The following is a 20,048-nucleotide window of genomic DNA, read 5'->3' on the forward strand; positions in this document are numbered from 1 at the left end:
GGCAGCCTGTCAAGGTATTCGAAGAGTACCGTCAGGCGGCATAGGCGAGTGTCGCACTTCGAAGTTGAATTCGCGCTTCACTGACTTGGCTTAAGTACCAATAAGACCAACAACCAGTTAGGGCTAAACGACCTAGAACATCAAATAATTTCAAGTTTACATCTGTGGCACAAGACGGTCTTACCGCATGTGATATCGCATACAAGCTATTGCAATGAGGGATGATTTTTTCTTCTATGTATTGATTTGATACTTGTAAATTTAGTTTAAGAATTGAATCTAAAGTTGTCAATGTGGAAACTGCTATCGTATTTTTTTTACCAAACGAAAACTTTGCGGCTTCCCAAGCATTCAGTATCATGAACTCTGCCGATAGGTATGCGCTTTCTAGATTATCTTCATCTCTACACCATGAATATAGAATCCAAAGACATAAGTATAGTTGGCGAATTCCCGTTAAAATATCTTTTGGTTTTTTATTATCAGTACGAGTTAGGTTAATGGCAAGCTTGCTAAAGTGTTTGAATGATACTTCTGGTTCATCAATCATCGCCAGTGACTTACGAAGTAAAGCACGACAGTTTCTGGGTAACAATTCCTCACGCAGCATATGCAGTTCAATTAAGTAAGCAAGCCTATCGCCATTCCATTCAGAAAAAGTTAAGTCATCTGTTTTTAATTTACCTAAAAACATACTTACGTTAGGTCTTACTTCTTCTTTAACTTCACCACCAAAACACAAACAAATCTCAACAGGAAAGTCTTTGTATTCCGCTGGAATTCTGGTAGGAATAAATACATCTATTATTTCATTGATAGAAGGACGCAGATCTTGTGGGTTACCACCATCCCAATCCTTTCTATCTAAATCACCAGATTTCACCGAGAATAGATAAACCTTATCTTCAGATTCACTAGACAACTTACCAAAAGCTGCCACATCTACTCCAAATTGCCTACTGCCTACTCCCGGTTTTAAAAATACTTCCAATCCTATTTGCGATAGTAAGTCGGGCAGTAAAGCATCCAGTTCACCCCGCTCTTTCAAAGAAGCTAAATATTGTCTAATCACTAACTTCATGATGTACAGCCCTCCACCTTAAACTGCCATATCATATTTTCTAAACTGTGTGGGTCGAGGTTATGCATTGATGCAAATTCAATTGATGTGCTGATTTCACTAAGAGGTACTTCCTGGCGGGTCTTTTTTTCACCATGATGTATATAGTGAATCGACTTGTTTCCATATAGTAACACTGATTCATTTCCAGCAAATAAAGAGGTAAAAAATGACTTGCTTCTGGCTTTTGTCATAGACTCGCTCATTAATTTGTTGTGATATCTCCAATACGTATGTCTATCCTGTTCGCTAGGGATTAATTCATGAATTTTCAATGCTGATCTTACTGATGTTTGATATTCTTCGTATTCAGATAACACATGAGATGCTAACTGCTTTATTCTTTCTTCTTTTGACTCTTTAAGGGTATTTATATGGTCGCATATACTTCCTGGATAACTCACGCAAAGAGGGTGGATAATGAGTCGTTGAATATTGTTTAATTCATCTTCAGTAGCTGTAAGAATTAACGACTCAATTAAGCTAATTGCTGTTTTCGGTTGATTGAAGAACCATCCACAAGCTTTTCTCGCCAGAAATAAATGCACACCTTTGCTTTCATTAGTCAAGCTAGAAATGTCAAAACCAATGGAAATGCCTTTATTTGAATCTCGAAGAAGGTCAGCCGCGTACTTGCCTAGCGCTACTTTTTTTGACAACAACCATCGAGTAAGCAATGAGGATAACTGAGTATGTTTATTAACATACAGCTCTCTAACAAAGCTATCGAAATGTTTAACTGATAGCTGATAATTGCACAGCTCGAAAAAGCGCTCTAAAAAGTCAACGCAATTATCATAATCATTTCGTTTCAATATACGCTCTAGTGTATAATCAATGTTGTTAATGGTACCTTTGTTTTTAGGGTTAGTGTGGCTGCAAATATTTAACAATTCAGATTCAACGTTCGCACCTACCTTTTTTTCTTCATAGAAAAGAATTTCGGAAGCAGCATGGATATATCGGTCACCTAAATTGTTTGAGTGTGTACTTAAAAAATTTAAGAACAAACCTTCTAACTCACTAGATTTAGATGTTATCGAAAACAATGTATGCATCGACGTTGCCAAGATAATATCACTCGGCGAGGAAACAGATGCTTTGCATATGGCTTTTGCAACAGGCTCCAATAGAGTTTCGTCTCGAAATCCAATTCTACCTAATGCAAAAATAGCTCTTTGCATTACTAATTTATTTTCATTGCCAAGTAACTCAATAGCTTTGCCAACATAAAATGTCTCGTCGCTGTTAGCTCCTGCTTCAATAGCAGTTGATAAGTGATCAAACTCTTCGTCAATTTCTGTTAATGCGAGCTCTAAAAGAGTTTGACTTCTAGAAGGATCATGCTGACAAAACTCTCTAAATGGAGACAATAGCGTATAAGCCGCCATGTCTTGACCTGCTTCTAAGATAAGGTGCTTAACACATTGAGCTACTTCACCGACATGAGCATTGATAAGTGGTAGAACTTTCTCGAAAACTCGTCGTACTGAAAAAAAACCATGATTTTCAGTCTTGTTTTTGAAGCCGTGAAACAACTCTACAAGGTTCAAATGGCCCTTGTTATGTAGTTCAGCCAATATGTCAGGTAGAAGTTTTTCATCTTTTAGGTCTTGGTAATAAATTTCTTGGATGAGCTCAAAAAAATTGCCATCCTTATATGCCAGAGTCAATTTACCTTTTAAGTCATCCACGTTATTCCATTCCTATAGTGATAATCTGCGATGTTGTACAGTTCACGCTTTAAATAGCAGAAAACGCGAGCGTAGCGAGTGGTTTTCCGCTGATTTAACTTGTTATAAGTACATTCTTACCTCTGAAGCTGACTGTATTCGCTTGCCCTCTTCTTTTTGCACAACCATTACAACAACATAGAAAAGTCGTGTGACCTTGGTCATGGCAAACGCCGGCATGGCTACCGCCCCTGAATTTCAGCCTCCAGTCTGCTGCTTTGTAACCAACGGGAGTGGCGGAGAGGGTTCATGGATGACTCCGACGAGGCTTGGATTGCCATTCGGATATGGTAGCGAGAGAGGGGCGCAGGGGAAGGGCGGGGTGATAAATGTTGGGGCGGGATCAACAAATTGGTCAGTACGGCAGGGAGTGGTGCCCTTGCCGGGGGAGAGAAGCTTGTTCAGGTGTGGGGAGGGGCCGTAGCCCCTCCCTCAGGCCAGTGCCAGTGGCTGACGTGCGCGCCACAGCCGCTCGTGGAAGAAGAACACTACAGTGTTGATGGCAGGCTCGATCATCGCCATCACGCCGCCGGTGAGCAGCTCGCCGCTCAGCAGGTAGGCGACGCCAAAGGCCACCGAGAAGTGCACCAGGGCGAAGCTGCTGGTCTTGGCCTGCAGGCTGTGGTGGGGCTTGAGCTTGTGCCAGCCGAGATCGTGAAAGTAGAAGGCGACCGTGTTGACGGCGGGCTCTATCAGGGCGATCAGGCTGGCGGTGAGCAGTTCACCGGTCAGCAGGTAAGCCACGGTGAAGGCCACGGTGAAGTGCAAAACGGCAAAGCTGATGGTCTTTTTCATGATGGCGGCTCCCTCTGGTTATGAGCAGAGTATCCCCCGAAACTGCATTAAATGAAAATTATTCTCATCTAATGGTTGGATAGGGAGGACCTATCAAGTGAGAACGCCCTCACCGGATTGGGAGTTGCCTGGGGCCACAGCGGCGCTAGAGTGAGCCTTTGCCATGAAAAAGGAGCTTTCATGCATATGAATATCAACGCCACCCTGATGGGGCAGTTCATCCTGTTGCTGATGATCATCGTCGGCATCGTGGCCTGGCGACTGGCCCGCCGCAAGAGTGAGCATCCGGTGCTGATCACCGTGCTGTGCATGCTGCTCAGTCTGGCCCCGCCTTTCGCCCTGCTGGCGCTGCTTATTCTGGCGCTCTGGCGGGATCTCCCGGGCAAAACGTGAGGTTGGCCGACATGCAAAAAGCCCCGTGACGGGGCTTTTTTATTTGGGCGTCTCCCGCGCAGTTGCCGGTTGGGGCGGCAAGAGGCGGGCGAGGGTCTCACCGGCTGAGGGCGACGATCCGCTCATGGGCCTGGCGCATGCCCTGCTCCGCCCCATGGGGGCGCAGGTCCATCCCTTCCGCGTAGACGAACTCCACCTGTACGATGCCCATCAGGCCGAGCACGGACTCGAGGTAGGGGGTGACCGCATCCGTTGCCTGTCCCTGATGCACGCCGCCGCGGCTGCTGAACACCAGGGCTTTTACCCCCTCTACCAGCCCCATGGGGTAGCTGTCGGTGTAGCGAAAGGTGACCCTGGCTCGCGCCACCAGATCGAACCAGTTCTTGAGCGGGGTCGGTACGTTGAGGTTGTACATGGGGGCGCCGATCAGCAGCAGGTCGGTGGCCTTGAGCTCGGCAATCAGTTGATCCGACAGCACCACCGCCTGGCGGATGGCCTCGCTGGCCGGTTCGCCCCCCCGCAGGGCGTGAAACAGTGCGCTGTCCAGTGGCGGCAGGGCGAGGGCAGGCAGGTCGCGCACCACCACCTGGTCCTGGTGGCCCTGCTCCCGGCGCGCTTGCAGAAAGCGTTCCATCAACTGGTTGGTACGGGACGCGGGGCCGTTGAGGCTGGATTGCAGCAGCAGGATCTGACTCATGAGGTGAACTCCATCTGACAAAGTGTGGGGATGAAGGGAGCTTATCAGTCATTTTTTTCCGCAGTGCTGATACTATTTCGCCATATTGGTTCCACAAGGTATGCAACAGATGGCAAACAGTCTCAATGGCCTCGATCTGTTCGCCAGCGTGGTGGAGGCGGGCAGTTTCGCCCAGGCCGCCGAGCGGCTCCACCTCACCCGCTCGGCGGTGGGCAAGGGGATTGCCCGGCTCGAGCAGCGTCTCGGCGTCCAGCTGTTTCACCGCACCACCCGCAGCCAGAGCCTGACTGAGGAGGGGGCGCTGTTCCATCGCCACTGCCTGCGGGCGCTGGAGGAGGTGCGCCTCGGCGAGGCGGCGCTGGCCAGCAACAAGCTCACTCTCAACGGCAGCCTCAAGGTCTCCATGCCGGTGCTGTTCGGTCAGCTGTGTGTGGCGCCCCTGCTGCTGGAGCTGGCGCAGGCCCATCCCGGGCTGGCGCTGTCGCTGTCGTTCAGCGATCGCAAGGTGGATCTGGTGGAGGAGGGGCTCGATCTGGTGATCCGCAACGGTGAGCCGCCGGACAGCCTGGATCTGGCGGCGCGCCGGCTCGGCGAGCACGGCATGACGCTCTGCGCCGCGCCCAGCTATCTGGCCGAGCGTGGCGAACCGATGACGCTGGCGGATCTGGCCGAGCACGAGGGCATCGCCTATCTGCGACAGGGGCGGGTGCTGGCGTGGCAGTGGCAGCTGGATGGCCAGTGGCAATCGGTGCGGCCGACGGGGCGCCTGCAGCTGGACGATCTGCACGCCATCACTCAGGCAGCCATCGCGGGCTTTGGCCTGGCCTGGTTGCCGGCCTGGCTGGCGCGCCCGCACCTTGAGCGGGGCGAGCTGCGCGAAGTGCTGGGTTCGCTCAAGGGCAGGCGCTACCCCATCAATGCCCTCTGGCCTCACAGCCCGCACCTGCCGCTCAAGACCAGAATGGCCATCGACTGGCTGGCGAGCCGGCTTCCGGAGCGGCTTGCCAGCGTGGCAGGGGCGGGCAGTCATGGTCAATAAAAAGGGCCTGCAGTGGCAGGCCCTTGGCGGTGTGCGAGTGATGCAAGGCGTTACGCTTCAACCTTGTTGAGCCACTCGACCTTGTACTGGGCGCCGGCGCCCTGCGCCAGCTTGGCACAGAGGGGTTTCAAGAAGGCTTCAATCTGCTCGTCCAGCAGCCAGGGCGGGCTGATGATGAGCATGCCTGAGCCGTTCATGCCCCAATCGGTGGTCTGGCCGGCCACTTCCAGCTCGGCCACCAGGACGTTGCCGAAGTTCTCGCGCTTGATGGCGCGCAGCATGTCGCGGGACTTGTCCGCCTCTTCCCCCAGAATGGGATACCAGAGGGCGTAGATGCCGGTGGCCCAGCGTTTTTGCGCTTTTTTAAGGGTATCGACCACCGCGAAGTAATCTTCCTTCAGCTCATAGGGCGGGTCGATCAGCACCAGGCCGCGGCGCGGGGTGGGCGGCAGCAGGGCCACCAGCCCCTCGAAGCCGTCACGATGGTGGACGGCGACGCGGGGGTCGTAACCCATGTTGGCGCGCAGGTCTTCCACCTCGTTGTTGTGCAGCTCCATCAGCGCCAGCTTGTCCTGCTCGCGGGCGAGGCGGCGCGACAGCTCCGGCGAGCCGGGGTAGTAGTGCAGCTGGCCATCGCTGTTCATCTCCTCGATGACACCCAGATAGGGGGCCATGGCAGACCACTGGGCCCGCTCATCCCACAGCCGGCCGATGCCGTCAGCATATTCCGCCTTCTTCTGGGACCAGTCGCCGCGCAGGTCGTAGAGACCGCCGCCGGCATGGGTGTCCAGCACGATGAAGGGTTTCTCCTTCTTCTTGAGGGACTCGATGATCAGGGCCTGAACGGCGTGTTTCAGCACGTCGGCGTGGTTGCCGGCGTGAAAGGCGTGGCGATAACTCAGCATATTAGGTCTCTGAGGGGGCCCTGCTGGGCCCCCAGTAACAATAGATAGTTCAACAAGTTGCGGCTGTTGCCGCGAAACAGGGTGAGGCTGCGCAGGGTCTGCAGCAGCACTCCCTGCTGCAGCCGCTCCAGCTCCAGCTCGTGGGCCAGCATGGCCTGATACTCCTGCTCGCCGAGCCGCGCCTTGGCGCTCGAACGCAGGGTACGCCAGGGGCCGAGCACCGCCTCGGTCTGCACCAGCGCCGGTTGCAGGTCGGTCAGATCGACCGGGATCCCGCACTGATCCAGCCGGTGCAGCAACAGGGCCAGATTGACGTTGCCCCCCTGCGCCTGCACGCTGAGCCAGTCCTGGCTGCGTGCGCCGTACACCTCGCCGCTCCACTGCCAGAAGTCGAGCGGGCCCGGCAGTTCGTGGGCGGCGATCCGCTCGCTCGCCATCAGCTGTTCGTCACGCAAGGAAGGCCTGCTCCATGGTTTCCAGCTCCTCGGAGAGGCTCATCCACTCCAGTTCCACCCCTTCCAGCTCCTCCTTGATGGGGCCCTGGGACTTGAGCAGCTCGGAGAGCTTCTGCTTGGCGCTCTCTTCGTAGATGGCGGGGTCGGCCAGCTGCTCTTCCACCGCGGCCAGCTTGGCCTGCAGTTTCTCCATGCTGGTTTCGAGCTTCTCCAGCTTCTGGCGCAGCGGCCGGGTCGCTTGCCGGAACTCCGCCTCGCGCCGCTTCTGATCCTTGCGCGCCACCGCCGAGTTGGCGGAGACAGGGCCATCGTCCGGTTTGGCGTTGGCCTCTTTCTCCTGCTCGCCGAGCCACTTGTGGTAGTCGTCCAGATCGCCGTCGAACGGCTCGACCCGGCCACCGTGCACCAGATAGAAGTCATCTGTGGTGGTACGCAGCAGGTGCCGGTCGTGAGAGACCACCACCATGGCGCCCTCGAAGCCTTGCAGCGCCATGGTCAGGGCGTGGCGCATCTCCAGATCCAGGTGGTTGGTCGGTTCATCCAGCAGCAGCAGGTTGGGCTTTTGCCAGGTGATGAGGGCCAGCACCAGCCGCGCCTTCTCGCCGCCGGAGAAGGGGGCCACCTTGTCGAGCGCCTTGTCACCGTGAAAGCCAAAGCTGCCGAGGTAGTTGCGCAGCTCCTGCTCGGTCTTGTCCGGCGCGAGGCGCACCAGGTGATCGAGGGGCGAGTCGTCCAGGCGCAGGGTCTCCAGCTGATGCTGGGCGAAGTAGCCGATGCTCACTCCGGCGCTCACCTCGAGCTTGCCGGAGAGCGGCGGGTTGGAGCCCGACAGCATCTTGATAAAGGTGGATTTGCCGGCGCCGTTGCGACCGAGCAGGCCGATGCGCGAACCGGGCACCAGGTTGAGTTTGATCTTCTCCAGGATCACCTTGTCGCCGTAACCGGCGCCGAGGTTCTCCATGGCAATCAGCGGGGTCGGCAGGGCCGACGGCTCGCGAAACTCGAAGCTGAACTCGGAGTCGGCGTGGGCGGGCAGGATCTTCTCCATCCGCTCCATCGCTTTGAGCCGGCTCTGGGCCTGGCGGGCCTTGGAGGCCTTGTAGCGGAAGCGGTCCACATACGCCTGCATGTGGGACATCTCGCGCTGCTGCTTCTCGTACATGGATTGCTGCTGGGCCAGGTGTTCGGCGCGCTGCAGTTCGAAGTCGGAGTAGCCGCCGGTGTATTCGTTGAGCTTGCCGTTCTCGATGTGGATGATGCGGCTGATGACCGAATCGAGGAAGTCGCGGTCATGGGAGATCAGCACCAGCGTGCCCTGATAGGCCTTGAGCCACTTCTCCAGCCAGATGACGGCGTCGAGATCCAGGTGGTTGGTCGGTTCATCGAGCAGCAGCAGATCGGAGCGGCAGAGCAGCGCCTGGGCCAGGTTCAGGCGCATGCGCCAGCCACCGGAGAAGCTGCGTACCGGCGAGCTCAGCTGCTCGTCGCTGAAACCGAGGCCGTGCAGCAGTTCGGCGGCGCGGGCACGAATGCTGTAGGCGCCTATGGTGTCGAGCTTGCCGTGCAGCTCGGCCACCAGCAGGCCGTTGTCATCCTGCTCGGCCTGGGCCAGCTGGGCCTCCAGCGCGCGGAACTCCTTGTCGCCGTCGATCACGTAGTCGAGGGCGGAGCAGTCCAGCGCCGGAGTCTCCTGCGCCACGCCGGCAATCTGCCAGCCGGCGGGCAGGCTGAAGGTGCCGCTGTCGATGGCCAGCTCGCCCCGTACCAGTGCAAAAAAAGTGGACTTGCCACAGCCGTTCTTGCCCACCAGACCCACCTTGTGGCCGGGATGAATGGTGGCGGATGCGTTGTCCAGCAGCTTGCGGCCGCCGCGGATCAGTTCGATTTGACTGGCAACTATCATGGATTGGTCTGCTTGGCTCAAATGGAGGAGAAAAACTGGCGCGGATCTTACGTGAAACGGCGCAGATTTGCACTTGAGGTGGGGGGCAACCACTGGCTGGGGGGGCAAAAACATGCCATAACAGAGCAATCAGTCAGGGTTGGGGAGGTTAGCATGCTTATCAGGGACATCATGACGACCCGGGTCGCCACCGTTTCCATGGATGACAGGCTCAATGTCATCAAGGAGATCTTCGAGCAGGCTCACTTTCGCCACCTGCTGGTGCTGGAAGAGGAGGAGCTGGTGGGGGTCATTTCGGACCGGGATCTGTTCCGCGCCATCAGCCCCTATCTGGACTCCGAGGCCGAGATGAGCCGCGACACCGAGACCCTCAACCGGCGCGCCCACCAGATCATGAGCCGCCACCCCATCACCATCGCCCCCCAGCTCACGGTGCGGGACGGGGTCAAGATGATGCTGGAGAAGAACGTCTCCTGCCTGCCGGTGCTGGAAAACGGCGCCCTGGTCGGCATCATCAGCTGGAAGGATCTGCTGCGCGCAGCCCTCGACAGCGACGCCTTCTAGCGCGCCGGCACAGTTTGCAAGACAGCGAAAAGGGCTCCGAGGAGCCCTTTGTTGTCGGCGGTCACTGGCGCCTTGCCCCTGTGTCAGGGCAGCGGTTCCACCAGCAGGATATGGGAGTCATGCCCCGTCACCCGCACCTTGCTGCCGGCGCTCAGCGGCTGGCTGCAGCGCACCGTCCAGGCGGTGTCGTCCAGGTGTACCCGGCTCATCCCCTGGGTCACGTCATCCAGCAGCACCAGCTCGCGGCCAAGATACCCCTGCATCCGCTCGTTGATGGGGGCGGCGGCATCCCGGCTGGAGCGATCCCGGCGATGCTGCCAGCGCCACCAGGCCCAGGTGGTGAGCAGGGATTGTAGGCCGAACAGCAGCAACTGCGCCTGCCAGCCGAAGGGCCAGACCAGCAGCAGCAGGCCCACTTCCAGCGCGGCGATGCCGGTCCAGAGCAGAAAGCCCACCGAGCCCAGCACCTCGATGGCCAGCAGCGCGAAGCCGAGCCCCAGCCAGTGCCAGTGGGTCAGCCCCTCGAACAGGGCTGTCATGACTTGCCGCCCTTGCCATCCTTGAACAGCTCGGCCATGCCGGCCACGGCGCCGATCAGGCTGCCCGCCTCCAGCGGCATCATCACCACCTTGCTGTTGGGGCCTTCGCCGATGCGGGCCAGCGCCTCGGTGTATTTCTGGGCCACGAAGTAGTTGATGGCCTGCAGATCCCCTTCGGCGATGGCCTTGGAGACCATGTGGGTCGCCTTGGCTTCCGCCTCGGCGGCGCGCTCGCGCGCTTCGGCGGCGAGGAAGGCGGCTTGACGTTCACCCTCGGCCTTGAGGATCTGGGACTGCTTCTCCCCTTCCGCTTTCAGGATCTTGGACTGGCGCACCCCTTCGGCTTCCAGTACCTCGGCCCGTTTCTGGCGCTCAGCCTTCATCTGGGCGTTCATGGCTTCAACCAGTGCCAGCGGCGGACGTACATCTTTAATCTCGATGCGGGTCACCTTGATGCCCCAGGGGGCGGTGGCGGCATCCATGGTGCGCAGCAGCTTCTCGTTGATGGTGTCGCGCTGGGAGAGCATCTCGTCCAGCTCCATGGCGCCGAGCACGGTCCGCATGTTGGTCATGGTGAGATTGCGGATGGCGCTGGTGAGGTCGTTGACCTCATAGCCGGCTTTGCGGGCATCCACCACCTGCACGAAGCTGATGGCGTCGATGGTGACGTTGGCGTTGTCGCGGGAGATCACTTCTTGCGCCGGGATGTCCAGCACCTGCTCCATCATGATGATCTTGTGGCCGACCCTGTCCACATAGGGGATCAGCAGGTTGAGGCCCGGCACCAGGGTGCGGGTGTAGCGGCCGAAGCGCTCCACGGTCCAGTTGTAGCCCTGCGGCACTATCTTGATGCCGGCGCTCAGGGTCGCGAGTACCAGAAACACGAAGATCCCCAGCACAATCAATGATTCATTCATTATTAAGCTCCTTATGAAACACTTTCACTAGCCTATGGTCTTGCGCCTGGCACCACAAGCGCCTTGCTTCGCCTTTGTCATCATACGGCTTTGTTAATTACTAAAACGCATTAAAAAGCATTTTTTATTATTTTGAGGGATAAGCAGCCCTGCCTATAGTCGCCCCATATTAGTCGTGTTCCGAGGGATGGGCCGAAATGGATTATTTGCCGATGTTTGCCAAATTGGACGGTCGCCCTGTGCTGCTGGTGGGAGGGGGCGAAGTGGCCCTGCGCAAGGCGCGCCTGCTGTTGGCGGCCGGCGCCAGGCTGACCCTGGTCTCCCCCGAACTGGAACCCGAATTCACGGAATTTTCCGGTCGTTTTACCCATCTGGCCGAGCGCTTCACTCCGGCCCATCTGGCAGGCCAGATTTTGGTAGTGGTGGCGACCGACAACCTCGAAGTCAACGCCCTCGTTTATCAGAGTGCCAACCAGCTGGGTCTGTTCGTCAATGTGGTGGATGACCCCAAGCGTTCCAGCTTCATCTTCCCTTCCATCATCGATCGCAGCCCCATCATGGTGGCCGTCTCCAGCGGCGGCAAGGCACCGGTGCTGGTGCGCCTGTTGCGCGAGCGGCTGGAGAGCCTGCTGCCGCGCCATCTTGGTGGGCTGGCCGAGCTCTCCGGCCGGGTCCGTGACCAGGCCAAGCGGGTGCTCTCTTCCATTTCCGACCGTCGCCGCTTCTGGGAGCGCGCCTTTGCCTCCAACACCCTGGCCGGTTTGATTGAGAAAGAAGATTGGCAGGGGGCCGAGCAGTGGCTGAACGATGGCCTCGACCATGCGACAAGCGAAGTGGGCGAGGTGGTGCTGGTGGGGGCGGGCCCCGGCGATCCGGGCCTGCTGACCCTCAAGGCGCTGCAACAGATTCAGCAGGCCGAAGTGGTGCTCTACGACCAGCTGGTCTCGCCCGAGATCCTGGACCTGGTGCGCCGCGATGCCACCTTGGTGTCGGTCGGCAAGAAGGCCGGCGCCCACAGCGTGCCGCAGGAGGAGACCAATCGCCTGCTGGTGGAATACGCCAGGGCGGGCAACCGGGTGGTGCGGCTCAAGGGGGGCGATCCCTTCATGTTCGGTCGTGGCGGCGAGGAGCTGGAAGTGCTGGCCGAGGAGGGCATCCCCTTCTCGGTGGTGCCCGGCATCACGGCCGCCGCCGGTGCCACCGCCTATGCCGGCATTCCGCTCACTCACCGCGACCATGCCCAGAGCGCCGTCTTTATCACTGGCCACTGCCAGAAAGAGGGCAAAGAGCCCGACTGGCAGCAGCTCGCCGCTACTAGCCAGACCCTGGTCATCTACATGGGGCTGATGCGCTCCGAGCATATTCGCCAGCAGCTGGTGAGCCATGGCCGAAGCAGTGCCACCCCCATCGCCATCATCGAGCGCGGCACCACCGCCCGCCAGCGGGTGCTGACCGGCACCTTGGCAGACCTGGCCGAACTGGCCCAGCAGGCGGTGAGCCCGTCACTTATCGTCATCGGCGAAGTGGTGGCCCTGCGCGAGCGGCTCGCCTGGTTTGGCGAGGGGCAACAGCAGGGCGCCTGCGACCTCAAGCTGGTGAGTCTGGCCTGAGCGCCGGCGGCGACATCCATCGATTTGACGGTGCGGCCATGGCGGCACCGACCTGAACCAACACCGCGCCCTGACCAGGCGCGTTAGCAATGAACCGAGGACCCAGACATGGACCGTGAAAGACTGACCCACTTGCAGCAGCTGGAAGCCGAGAGCATCCACATCATCCGCGAGGTGGCTGCCGAATTTGAAAACCCGGTGATGATGTACTCCATCGGCAAGGACTCCTCCGTCATGCTGCACCTGGCCCGCAAGGCCTTCTATCCGGGCAAGATCCCGTTCCCCTTGCTGCACGTCGACACCGACTGGAAGTTCAAGGAGATGATCAAGTTTCGCGATGAGACCGCCAGGAAGTACGGGCTGGATCTCATCGTCCACAAGAACCCGGACGGCCTCGCCATGGGCATCAACCCCTTCGTGCATGGCAGTGGCAAGCACACCGACATCATGAAGACCGAGGGGCTCAAGCAGGCGCTCAACAAATACGGCTTTGACGCCGCCTTCGGTGGGGCCCGCCGCGACGAGGAGAAGTCCCGTGCCAAGGAGCGGGTCTACTCCTTCCGTGACAAGTCCCACCGCTGGGATCCGAAAAACCAGCGCCCCGAGCTGTGGCGCGTCTACAACAGCCAGGTCAACAAGGGGGAGAGCATCCGGGTGTTCCCGCTTTCCAACTGGACCGAGCTCGATATCTGGCAATACATCTACCTCGAGAACATCGACATAGTGCCGCTCTACTTTGCGGCCCATCGCCCGGTGGTGGAGCGCAACGGCATCAAGATCATGGTGGATGACGAGCGCATGCCCATCGGCCCGGAAGATGAGGTGAAGCAGGAGCTGGTGCGCTTCCGTACCCTCGGCTGCTACCCGCTGACCGGTGCCATCGAATCCAATGCCACCACCTTGCCGGAGATCATCGAAGAGATGCTGATCACCACCTCGAGCGAGCGGCAAGGGCGGCTCATCGACCACGATCAGGCCGGCTCCATGGAGCAGAAGAAGCGTCAGGGCTATTTCTAAAAAAATGTTCTAAGGAATCGCAACATGAACAACCACATTCAGACCGCAATCAGCGAACAGGGGATTGAAGCCTACCTGCACGCCCAGCAACACAAGAGCCTGCTGCGCTTTCTCACCTGCGGCAGCGTGGACGACGGCAAGAGCACCCTCATCGGCCGCCTGCTGCACGACTCCCAGCAGATCTATGAAGATCAGCTCAAAGCGCTGGAGTCCGACAGCCAGAAGCTCGGCACCACCGGCGAGAAGCTGGATCTGGCGCTGCTGGTGGACGGCCTGCAGGCGGAGCGCGAGCAGGGCATCACCATCGACGTGGCCTACCGCTATTTCTCGACCGCGAAACGCAAATTTATCATCTCGGATACCCCGGGCCACGAGCAGTACACCCGCAACATGGCCACCGGCGCCTCCACCTGCGATCTGGCCATCATCCTGATCGACGCCCGCAAGGGGGTGCTGGATCAGACCCGCCGCCACAGCTTTATCGCCAGCCTGCTCGGCATCAAGCAGTTCGTGGTGGCGGTCAACAAGATGGATCTGGTGGAGTTCAGCCAGGAGGTGTTCGAGCGCATCAGCTTGGAGTATCGCGCATTCGCCAAGAAGCTCAGCGTCGACACCATCCATATCGTGCCGGTCTCGGCGCTGGACGGTGACAACGTGGTCAACCCGAGCGACAAGCTGGCCTGGTATCAGGGTGAGACCCTGCTCTCTCTGCTGGAGTCTGCCGAAGTGGAGCGCGAGCTGGAGCGTCACCCGGTGCGCCTGCCGGTGCAGTACGTGAACCGCCCCAACCTCGATTTTCGCGGCTTCGCGGGGACCTTGGCTTCCGGCATCCTGCGGGTCGGCGACAAGCTGGCGGTGCTGCCGTCCGGCAAAGAGAGCACGGTGACTCGCATCGTCACCTTCGACGGCGATCTCGACTACGCCCTGCCGGGTCAGGCCATCACGGTCACCTTTGCCGATGAAATCGACATCAGCCGTGGCGACCTGCTGGTGGATGCCGCCAGAAAGCCGCTGGTGACCCAGAACCTGCTGGCCCACATCGTCTGGATGGGGGAAGAGTCTCTGCAGCCGGGCCGGGTCTATGACGTCAAGCTGGCCACCAAGAAGAGTCGCGGCCAGGTGGAGGCCATCCGCCACCGTATCGAGATCAACAAGCTCGATGAGCTGGATGCGAGCGAACTCAAGCTCAACGAAATTGGCCTGTGCGAGCTGAGCCTGACCGACCCGGTGGCGTTCGACCCGTATCAGGAGATCCGCGATACCGGCAGCTTCATCCTCATTGACCGGCTGACCAACGTCACCGTCGGTGCCGGCATGATAGTGGAGGGCTTGGCCGCGAAAGTGGCAACCGGGCACTACAGCGAGTTCGAAGTCGAGCTCAACGCCCTGGTGCGCAAGCACTTCCCCCACTGGCAGGCGCTGACCATCAGCAACGACGCAAGCAAGGAATAAGCCCATGACCTGGCAACAATCCCTGGTGCTGGGTCTGCTGGTTGCCCTCGTCGCCCTGCTGATCCAGGGCAAACTCCGGCCGGCGCTGCTCTTCTCGGGCGCTGTGCTCATCACCTACCTGAGCGGCCTGGCGGACATCAACGCCGTGGTGGCGGGCTATACCAACAGCGCCCTGCTGACCCTGGTGTTGTTGCTGCTGGTCTCGCTCGCGGTGGAGAAGACCCGGGTCATGAGCTGGTTCGCCAATCTGGTGGGCACCGGCTCCTTCAACAAGGTGCTGGTCAAGGTGTGGTTCTCCACCGCCTTCCTGTCGGCCTTCGTCAACAACACCGCCGTGGTGGCCTCCATGCTGGGGGCGGTCAAACGCAATCCCAACCATGCGCCCTCCCGGTTGCTGCTGCCCATGTGCTTCGCGGCGACCTTTGGCGGCGTGCTGACCCTGATCGGCACCTCCACCAACCTCATCGTCAACAGCTTCCTCATCAAGATGGGAGCCAAGCCGCTCGGCATGTTCGACTTCTTCATGGTGGGGGCGGGGACCCTGCTGACCGGCCTGGTGGCCGTGCTGCTGTTTGCCCGCCACCTGCCGGAGCAGGACACCGAGATGAGCCGGGAATCCGGCTACTTTCTCGAGGCCAAGGTGGGCCCCGGCTCGCCCATGGCCGGGCGCAGCGTCAAGGAGAACGGTCTGCGCAGCCTGAAAAGCCTCTACCTCGCCGAGATCATCCGTGGCAACCAGGTGATCTGCCCGGTACAGCCGGAACACGAGCTGCACGAGGGGGACATGCTGCTGTTTTGCGGCGATGTGGAGAGCGTCGGCGTGCTGCAGGAGCTCAAGGGGCTGGATCTATATGGCCAGCACCGGCTCAACGGCCAGCATCTGGTGGAGGTGATCGTCAGCCACAGCTCGCGGCTGGTGGGGCAGACCATCAAGGATGCGGAGTTTCGCACCCACTTCGATGCGGTGGTGCTGGCGGTGCGCCGGGGCGAGACCCAGCTCACCGGTGGCCTCGGCCAGATTGAACTGCACGCAGGGGACACCTTGCTGCTGGCGCCCGGCCCCAAGTTTGCGGGCAACAAGTCCCTCTCCCGCGAGTTCGTGGTGGTGAGCGGGCTGGAGGCCTCCACCCGGCTCGATGCCACGCGCAGCGCCGCCGTGGTGGGCGGTTTCCTCGGGGTGCTGGCGCTGTCGGTGTTCGACCTGGTGCCGCTGTTCAAGGGGCTGCTGGTGATGCTGGTGGTGCTGCTGTTCTCCCGCATCCTGACCCTGGACGAGATCCGCCGCCGCTTTCCGCTGGATATCTGGCTGGTGGTGGGCGGGGCGCTCGCCATCGCTGATCAGCTGGAAAAAAGCGGACTGGCCCGGGTCATCGCCGACTGGCTGATGGGGGAGTTCAACGGTGCCAGCCCCATCATCGCCTTTATCGGTATCTACCTGTTTACCCTGGTGCTGACCGAGCTGATGAGCAACAACGCCGCGGCGGCCCTGGCCTTCCCCATGGGTTACCAGCTGGCGCTCAGTATGGATGTCTCCACTATGCCGTTCATTCTGGCGGTGCTGTTCGGGGCGAGTTCCAGCTTTATTCTGCCCTACGGCTACCAGACCAACCTGATGGTCTATGCGGCGGGCAACTACAAGATGCCGGATTATCTCAAGCTGGCCCTGCCGGTCTCCCTGGCTTACAGCCTCGGGGTGATCGTCATGGTGCCCCTGCTGTTTCCGTTTTAAGGCGGCGCAATTGGGGGCCTGGTGGCTGGTAGGGAATAGGAATACACGACGACCATGGCCCCGTCAGTGGCGAGTGGCCAGAGGCTGAGCTCCAGGGAGCCAGACCGTTTCAGCATTGAGGCGCGAGCGCCAAGCAAGGAGTGTGAATGAGCAATATCGTGTGGCATCAGCATGCCGTGGGCAAAGAGCGTAGGGCCGAATTGAAAGGGCAAAAGCCCCTGGTGATTTGGTTCACCGGGCTCTCAGGGGCGGGCAAGTCCACCCTGGCGGGGGCACTGGAGCAGGCGCTGGCCGCGCAAGGCAAGCACACCTATCTGCTGGATGGGGACAACGTGCGCCACGGCCTGTGCGGCGATCTCGGCTTCGATGACGCCGCCCGTCAAGAAAACATCCGCCGGGTCGGCGAGGTGGCAAAACTGATGGTGGATGCGGGCCTTATCGTGCTCACCGCTTTTATCTCGCCATTTCGTGCCGAGCGGGAGCTGGTGCGCAATCTCGTGGGTGAAGGGGAGTTTGTCGAAGTGTTTGTCGATGCGCCGCTCGCCATCTGTGAAGAGCGCGACCCCAAGGGGCTCTATAAAAAAGCGCGGGCAGGGGAAATTCGCAACTTCACCGGCATCGACTCCGCCTACGAGGCACCGGAGGATCCCGAGATCCATCTGATCAATGCCGGCAAACCGGTGGAAGTGCTGGTGGAGGAGTTGATGACTGCGCTAAAGCTGGGGAATTATTTATAGTGATTGAGTTGCGCCATTTGATAAAGGTAGCTGGATTGTTATCTCGGCGCGGTTATTCGCGATTGTCCGAATACGCTGCGCTATTCGAGCCTACGGACGCCTAAATCAGGTGCGCCGCAGGCGTCACCTGGATTTAATTTTTAGGCGCTTGGATTGCCAAAGTGGAACTTCCGGTGACAGTTTGGACATAAAGCTATTGTATTTTCCAATGTGTCCTCACCGCCATCAGCTAATTTTTCTTTGTGATGAACTTCGAGATAAGGCGTTCCATCTTTTATCCTGATAAAGGGAGCATCTTTTTTACAGTGCTCACATTTTCCATTGGCTATTAGAAGCCTTTCAGCTACAACGTGAGGATTTCTGGAGAAGATATGAGTTGTTACTTCAACTTTAGTTGGCTCCTTTGCGCTTTCCTTAATCAGTTTTTTTCTTTCTGAAGAAGAAAGGCTGAGAGCATTCTTTACTTCTGCGTCAAATTGCCGAATGTAATCAGACTCTGTTTTTGGTAGATTACAAACTTTTTCGAATTGTTCAGAAACACGTCTCATTGAATGAGCCGTTACGTTGTAATGATTTTCCCAATACTCAATATGAAGGTTTAACGCATTTAAAGCCTTTCTAAGAGAGTTTGAGTTACCATCTTTATATATGCTCTCTATGAAATATTTCATGGCAGAGGCGCTCATGCCTCTTTGAAAAAGTCTTCCATTTAGCATACATCTGTAGTCATTAATGAAGTCTGTTGCACTAGTTCGGTTCAATCCATGTTCTTCAGTAAGAAACAAAGATCCATCCTGTGTTTTTAACTCACCACTATAGACTTTCTTTGCAATAGAATATGCAGCTTCTACCTGCTGTTCTGTGATTTTCATGTTGAACTCGATTTTGCGCCTAACGCCGCGCTCTGTGGCAAATTTGGAGAGCAGCGGAAAATTTGTCCGACAGCGGCGCCTTGTTATGCCTTTGTTGATTCGTAAAATTCGTTTAAAGATTTACCTTCGACCTCATGCTTCTGCAAAGCAGAATATAACTTCTTGGTGGTATTTCTATGTGTTTCTTGAACATATTCAAATAATACCAAGAATCTTTTGTATTCTGACTTAGAAAATCCATATACATGCATCGCAGAAGTGGTTATCAGTGGTGGTAGATTTTCTTCGATCGACGGATGAAGTAACAAAAATGTCTTAGCACTTTCATACTTTGTGTTTCCCCCGTGTGCTACATAGTCATTTCTCTGAGCCATTAGATCATCATGAGTATCTTTAATTGATCTATCAGCATCTTTGAAGATCGCCCCTCTATCTAGCTTCACTTTTCAACCATGTGCTTGAGAAAAACATTTCCCATAAGTAACAACCGAAGAAATGTAGATAGCTTTTAAAATATCCGATTTATAATCAATTTCGTCTCGTACGAAAATACTAGTCGACTCATCGTCATGGTTATCATCTAAGGCGACTGAAGAAGCATACTTCATCATTTTTATAAGATATTTCAAATCTTTTGCGATGAGAGAGTGTGCTGCATATTTTTTAGCCAGCTCCGTTGTTATTTCTTTTTTTACTAATTTGACACCCGCAGCATAGTACTCTGGACTACATTCCAAAGTTTCTGGGTTAACATTAACTTCAGCATAAAACTGTTGATGAATGTCAGAACCATCAAGGGATTTTATCGCTCTCTTCTTCATGCTCAATGGGATATCCTCACTAGGCATAATGCTTCAATAACCGGCGCAGCTTTGCTGCGTCCGGCGCCGAAGGCGCAAAGTTGATTGACTTGTTATACGTTTAATCTTGTGAGAACTCATCTATATCGATTTTTTTTGCCTTAGCAATGGCATATATTTCTGACAAAAATCCATTGAAATCATCTTCATTTTTCATTTGCAAATAATTTGAACGAAGCATCAAATAGCTACTTTCTCCAATGTATGGCCTTACTATCTCCATATTTTTTACCGAGTATTTCTTTATTTCACTAACAGTGGTGTTGGTTGCCATAAGGAAGAAGATAAGCACAAGAAATGCGCTAGAAAATAATATTCCATCCCATCCTTTGAATTGATTAGTCATCGCACGATGTAATATGCGTACTACAGTATTGTCTGTTTTAGAACTAAGTGCATGGAAAAGTATCCATACAAATATAATGATTAGAAGTAGGATGCCGCCAACATCTGGCTGGTTGTAATTTTCTATTGAGGATGCCTTTGAATAGATTGAGTCTGAATATGTTTGAGATATGGAAGAAAGTGATTTTGTAGTGAATTCACTTAGGTTCTTTAGTCCTGGCGATAGAAGCTTTTCCCAAACACCGCTGCCTATGGCTCCTAGTAATATAGTGGCTAGCCCTGCGCCAATAACTTTTATTATGCTATAAATTTTCATTTATTTTTGTTCTCGCTCCATATGTACGTATAACGCCCGCTTAAGGGGCA

General features: G+C 56.4%; 21 protein-coding genes. 8 read left to right on the forward strand and 13 right to left on the reverse strand.

Going from position 1 to position 20,048, the window contains the following annotated elements:
* Positions 1 to 31: 31 nt before the first annotated feature.
* The 3 genes from OKC29_RS18625 to OKC29_RS18635 form a co-directional block, all read right to left on the reverse strand.
* A complete protein-coding gene (locus OKC29_RS18625; protein ID WP_270669491.1) occupies positions 32 to 1,081 on the reverse strand; it encodes a hypothetical protein in 1,050 nt (349 codons plus the stop codon).
* Complete coding sequence (locus OKC29_RS18630) at positions 1,078 to 2,814, reverse strand: hypothetical protein (RefSeq protein WP_073351659.1); 1,737 nt, start codon at positions 2,812 to 2,814, stop codon at positions 1,078 to 1,080. Before OKC29_RS18630 ends, OKC29_RS18625 begins: the two co-directional genes overlap by 4 nt.
* Before the next feature lie 471 nt (positions 2,815 to 3,285).
* On the reverse strand, positions 3,286 to 3,648 hold the full coding sequence (locus OKC29_RS18635; RefSeq protein WP_073351657.1) for a DUF2061 domain-containing protein: 363 nt from the start codon (positions 3,646 to 3,648) through the stop codon (positions 3,286 to 3,288).
* Positions 3,649 to 3,834: 186 nt separating this feature from the next.
* Between OKC29_RS18635 and OKC29_RS18640 the strand changes: the two genes are divergently transcribed.
* Positions 3,835 to 4,041, forward strand: coding sequence for a hypothetical protein (locus tag OKC29_RS18640; protein ID WP_162275835.1), 207 nt, complete (start codon positions 3,835 to 3,837; stop codon positions 4,039 to 4,041).
* A gap of 97 nt (positions 4,042 to 4,138) precedes the next feature.
* On the opposite strand, the gene OKC29_RS18645 is transcribed toward OKC29_RS18640, so the two are convergent.
* Entirely contained in the window at positions 4,139 to 4,738 is a 600-nt protein-coding gene (locus tag OKC29_RS18645; protein WP_073351653.1) for an FMN-dependent NADH-azoreductase, read from the reverse strand.
* A gap of 109 nt (positions 4,739 to 4,847) precedes the next feature.
* Between OKC29_RS18645 and OKC29_RS18650 the strand changes: the two genes are divergently transcribed.
* A complete protein-coding gene (locus OKC29_RS18650; RefSeq protein ID WP_073351650.1) occupies positions 4,848 to 5,777 on the forward strand; it encodes a LysR family transcriptional regulator in 930 nt (309 codons plus the stop codon).
* 50 nt (positions 5,778 to 5,827) lie between these two features.
* On the opposite strand, the gene OKC29_RS18655 is transcribed toward OKC29_RS18650, so the two are convergent.
* From OKC29_RS18655 to OKC29_RS18665, 3 genes are read right to left on the reverse strand one after another with little or no spacing between them, the layout of a single operon-like run.
* Positions 5,828 to 6,682, reverse strand: coding sequence for a 23S rRNA (adenine(2030)-N(6))-methyltransferase RlmJ (locus OKC29_RS18655; protein ID WP_073351649.1), 855 nt, complete (start codon positions 6,680 to 6,682; stop codon positions 5,828 to 5,830).
* Positions 6,676 to 7,137, reverse strand: coding sequence for a DUF2390 domain-containing protein (locus OKC29_RS18660; protein WP_016351916.1), 462 nt, complete (start codon positions 7,135 to 7,137; stop codon positions 6,676 to 6,678). The genes OKC29_RS18655 and OKC29_RS18660 overlap by 7 nt, the downstream gene beginning before the upstream one ends.
* Positions 7,130 to 9,040, reverse strand: a complete 1,911-nt coding sequence (locus OKC29_RS18665; RefSeq protein ID WP_073351648.1) for an ABC transporter ATP-binding protein — start codon at positions 9,038 to 9,040, stop codon at positions 7,130 to 7,132. Before OKC29_RS18665 ends, OKC29_RS18660 begins: the two co-directional genes overlap by 8 nt.
* A 153-nt stretch (positions 9,041 to 9,193) precedes the next feature.
* Here OKC29_RS18665 and OKC29_RS18670 point away from each other — a divergent pair, with 153 nt between their 5' ends.
* Entirely contained in the window at positions 9,194 to 9,604 is a 411-nt protein-coding gene (locus OKC29_RS18670) for a CBS domain-containing protein (RefSeq protein ID WP_011707313.1), read from the forward strand.
* An 83-nt stretch (positions 9,605 to 9,687) separates the two neighbouring features.
* On the opposite strand, the gene OKC29_RS18675 is transcribed toward OKC29_RS18670, so the two are convergent.
* The gene (locus OKC29_RS18675; protein ID WP_041218350.1) at positions 9,688 to 10,143 is read right to left on the reverse strand and encodes an NfeD family protein; all 456 of its coding nucleotides are present in this window, start codon (positions 10,141 to 10,143) and stop codon (positions 9,688 to 9,690) included.
* The gene (locus OKC29_RS18680) at positions 10,140 to 11,060 is read right to left on the reverse strand and encodes an SPFH domain-containing protein (RefSeq protein WP_011707311.1); all 921 of its coding nucleotides are present in this window, start codon (positions 11,058 to 11,060) and stop codon (positions 10,140 to 10,142) included. The genes OKC29_RS18675 and OKC29_RS18680 overlap by 4 nt, the downstream gene beginning before the upstream one ends.
* 197 nt (positions 11,061 to 11,257) lie before the next feature.
* Here OKC29_RS18680 and cysG point away from each other — a divergent pair, with 197 nt between their 5' ends.
* From cysG to cysC, 5 genes are all read left to right on the forward strand, one after another.
* Complete coding sequence (gene cysG, locus OKC29_RS18685; RefSeq protein WP_073351646.1) at positions 11,258 to 12,670, forward strand: siroheme synthase CysG; 1,413 nt, start codon at positions 11,258 to 11,260, stop codon at positions 12,668 to 12,670.
* 108 nt (positions 12,671 to 12,778) lie between these two features.
* Positions 12,779 to 13,687: a sulfate adenylyltransferase subunit CysD gene (gene cysD / locus OKC29_RS18690; protein ID WP_017781532.1), complete on the forward strand. Its 909-nt coding sequence runs from the start codon at positions 12,779 to 12,781 to the stop codon at positions 13,685 to 13,687.
* Positions 13,688 to 13,711: 24 nt separating this feature from the next.
* Complete coding sequence (cysN, locus tag OKC29_RS18695; RefSeq protein WP_073351643.1) at positions 13,712 to 15,139, forward strand: sulfate adenylyltransferase subunit CysN; 1,428 nt, start codon at positions 13,712 to 13,714, stop codon at positions 15,137 to 15,139.
* Between the two features lie 4 nt (positions 15,140 to 15,143).
* Positions 15,144 to 16,868 (forward strand): SLC13 family permease, encoded by a 1,725-nt coding sequence (locus tag OKC29_RS18700; RefSeq protein WP_073351641.1) that lies wholly within the window; start codon positions 15,144 to 15,146, stop codon positions 16,866 to 16,868.
* A 146-nt stretch (positions 16,869 to 17,014) separates the two neighbouring features.
* The gene (gene cysC / locus OKC29_RS18705; RefSeq protein WP_073351639.1) at positions 17,015 to 17,605 is read left to right on the forward strand and encodes an adenylyl-sulfate kinase; all 591 of its coding nucleotides are present in this window, start codon (positions 17,015 to 17,017) and stop codon (positions 17,603 to 17,605) included.
* Positions 17,606 to 17,745: 140 nt separating this feature from the next.
* On the opposite strand, the gene OKC29_RS18710 is transcribed toward cysC, so the two are convergent.
* From OKC29_RS18710 to OKC29_RS18725, 4 genes are all read right to left on the reverse strand, one after another.
* Complete coding sequence (locus tag OKC29_RS18710; protein ID WP_083557472.1) at positions 17,746 to 18,477, reverse strand: HNH endonuclease; 732 nt, start codon at positions 18,475 to 18,477, stop codon at positions 17,746 to 17,748.
* Between the two features lie 83 nt (positions 18,478 to 18,560).
* Entirely contained in the window at positions 18,561 to 18,920 is a 360-nt protein-coding gene (locus OKC29_RS18715) for a hypothetical protein (protein WP_123785045.1), read from the reverse strand.
* Positions 18,921 to 18,923: 3 nt separating this feature from the next.
* Positions 18,924 to 19,298 (reverse strand): hypothetical protein, encoded by a 375-nt coding sequence (locus tag OKC29_RS18720; RefSeq protein ID WP_123785044.1) that lies wholly within the window; start codon positions 19,296 to 19,298, stop codon positions 18,924 to 18,926.
* A gap of 100 nt (positions 19,299 to 19,398) precedes the next feature.
* A complete protein-coding gene (locus tag OKC29_RS18725) occupies positions 19,399 to 19,998 on the reverse strand; it encodes a hypothetical protein (RefSeq protein ID WP_073351636.1) in 600 nt (199 codons plus the stop codon).
* Positions 19,999 to 20,048 lie beyond the last annotated feature (50 nt).

This window comes from Aeromonas sp. QDB34, assembly GCF_027705405.1.
Lineage (GTDB): Bacteria > Pseudomonadota > Gammaproteobacteria > Enterobacterales > Aeromonadaceae > Aeromonas > Aeromonas hydrophila.

Coding starts and splice junctions, on each gene's coding strand:
- OKC29_RS18625 (WP_270669491.1), bottom strand. CDS start 1,081: ATGAAGTTAGTGATTAGACAATATTTAGCTTCTTTGAAAGAGCGGGGT.
- OKC29_RS18635 (WP_073351657.1), bottom strand. CDS start 3,648: ATGAAAAAGACCATCAGCTTTGCCGTTTTGCACTTCACCGTGGCCTTC.
- OKC29_RS18640 (WP_162275835.1), top strand. CDS start 3,835: ATGAATATCAACGCCACCCTGATGGGGCAGTTCATCCTGTTGCTGATG.
- OKC29_RS18645 (WP_073351653.1), bottom strand. CDS start 4,738: ATGAGTCAGATCCTGCTGCTGCAATCCAGCCTCAACGGCCCCGCGTCC.
- OKC29_RS18650 (WP_073351650.1), top strand. CDS start 4,848: ATGGCAAACAGTCTCAATGGCCTCGATCTGTTCGCCAGCGTGGTGGAG.
- OKC29_RS18655 (WP_073351649.1), bottom strand. CDS start 6,682: ATGCTGAGTTATCGCCACGCCTTTCACGCCGGCAACCACGCCGACGTG.
- OKC29_RS18665 (WP_073351648.1), bottom strand. CDS start 9,040: ATGATAGTTGCCAGTCAAATCGAACTGATCCGCGGCGGCCGCAAGCTG.
- OKC29_RS18670 (WP_011707313.1), top strand. CDS start 9,194: ATGCTTATCAGGGACATCATGACGACCCGGGTCGCCACCGTTTCCATG.
- OKC29_RS18675 (WP_041218350.1), bottom strand. CDS start 10,143: ATGACAGCCCTGTTCGAGGGGCTGACCCACTGGCACTGGCTGGGGCTC.
- OKC29_RS18680 (WP_011707311.1), bottom strand. CDS start 11,060: ATGAATGAATCATTGATTGTGCTGGGGATCTTCGTGTTTCTGGTACTC.
- cysG (WP_073351646.1), top strand. CDS start 11,258: ATGGATTATTTGCCGATGTTTGCCAAATTGGACGGTCGCCCTGTGCTG.
- cysD (WP_017781532.1), top strand. CDS start 12,779: ATGGACCGTGAAAGACTGACCCACTTGCAGCAGCTGGAAGCCGAGAGC.
- cysN (WP_073351643.1), top strand. CDS start 13,712: ATGAACAACCACATTCAGACCGCAATCAGCGAACAGGGGATTGAAGCC.
- OKC29_RS18700 (WP_073351641.1), top strand. CDS start 15,144: ATGACCTGGCAACAATCCCTGGTGCTGGGTCTGCTGGTTGCCCTCGTC.
- cysC (WP_073351639.1), top strand. CDS start 17,015: ATGAGCAATATCGTGTGGCATCAGCATGCCGTGGGCAAAGAGCGTAGG.
- OKC29_RS18710 (WP_083557472.1), bottom strand. CDS start 18,477: ATGAAAATCACAGAACAGCAGGTAGAAGCTGCATATTCTATTGCAAAG.
- OKC29_RS18720 (WP_123785044.1), bottom strand. CDS start 19,298: ATGAAGAAGAGAGCGATAAAATCCCTTGATGGTTCTGACATTCATCAA.
- OKC29_RS18725 (WP_073351636.1), bottom strand. CDS start 19,998: ATGAAAATTTATAGCATAATAAAAGTTATTGGCGCAGGGCTAGCCACT.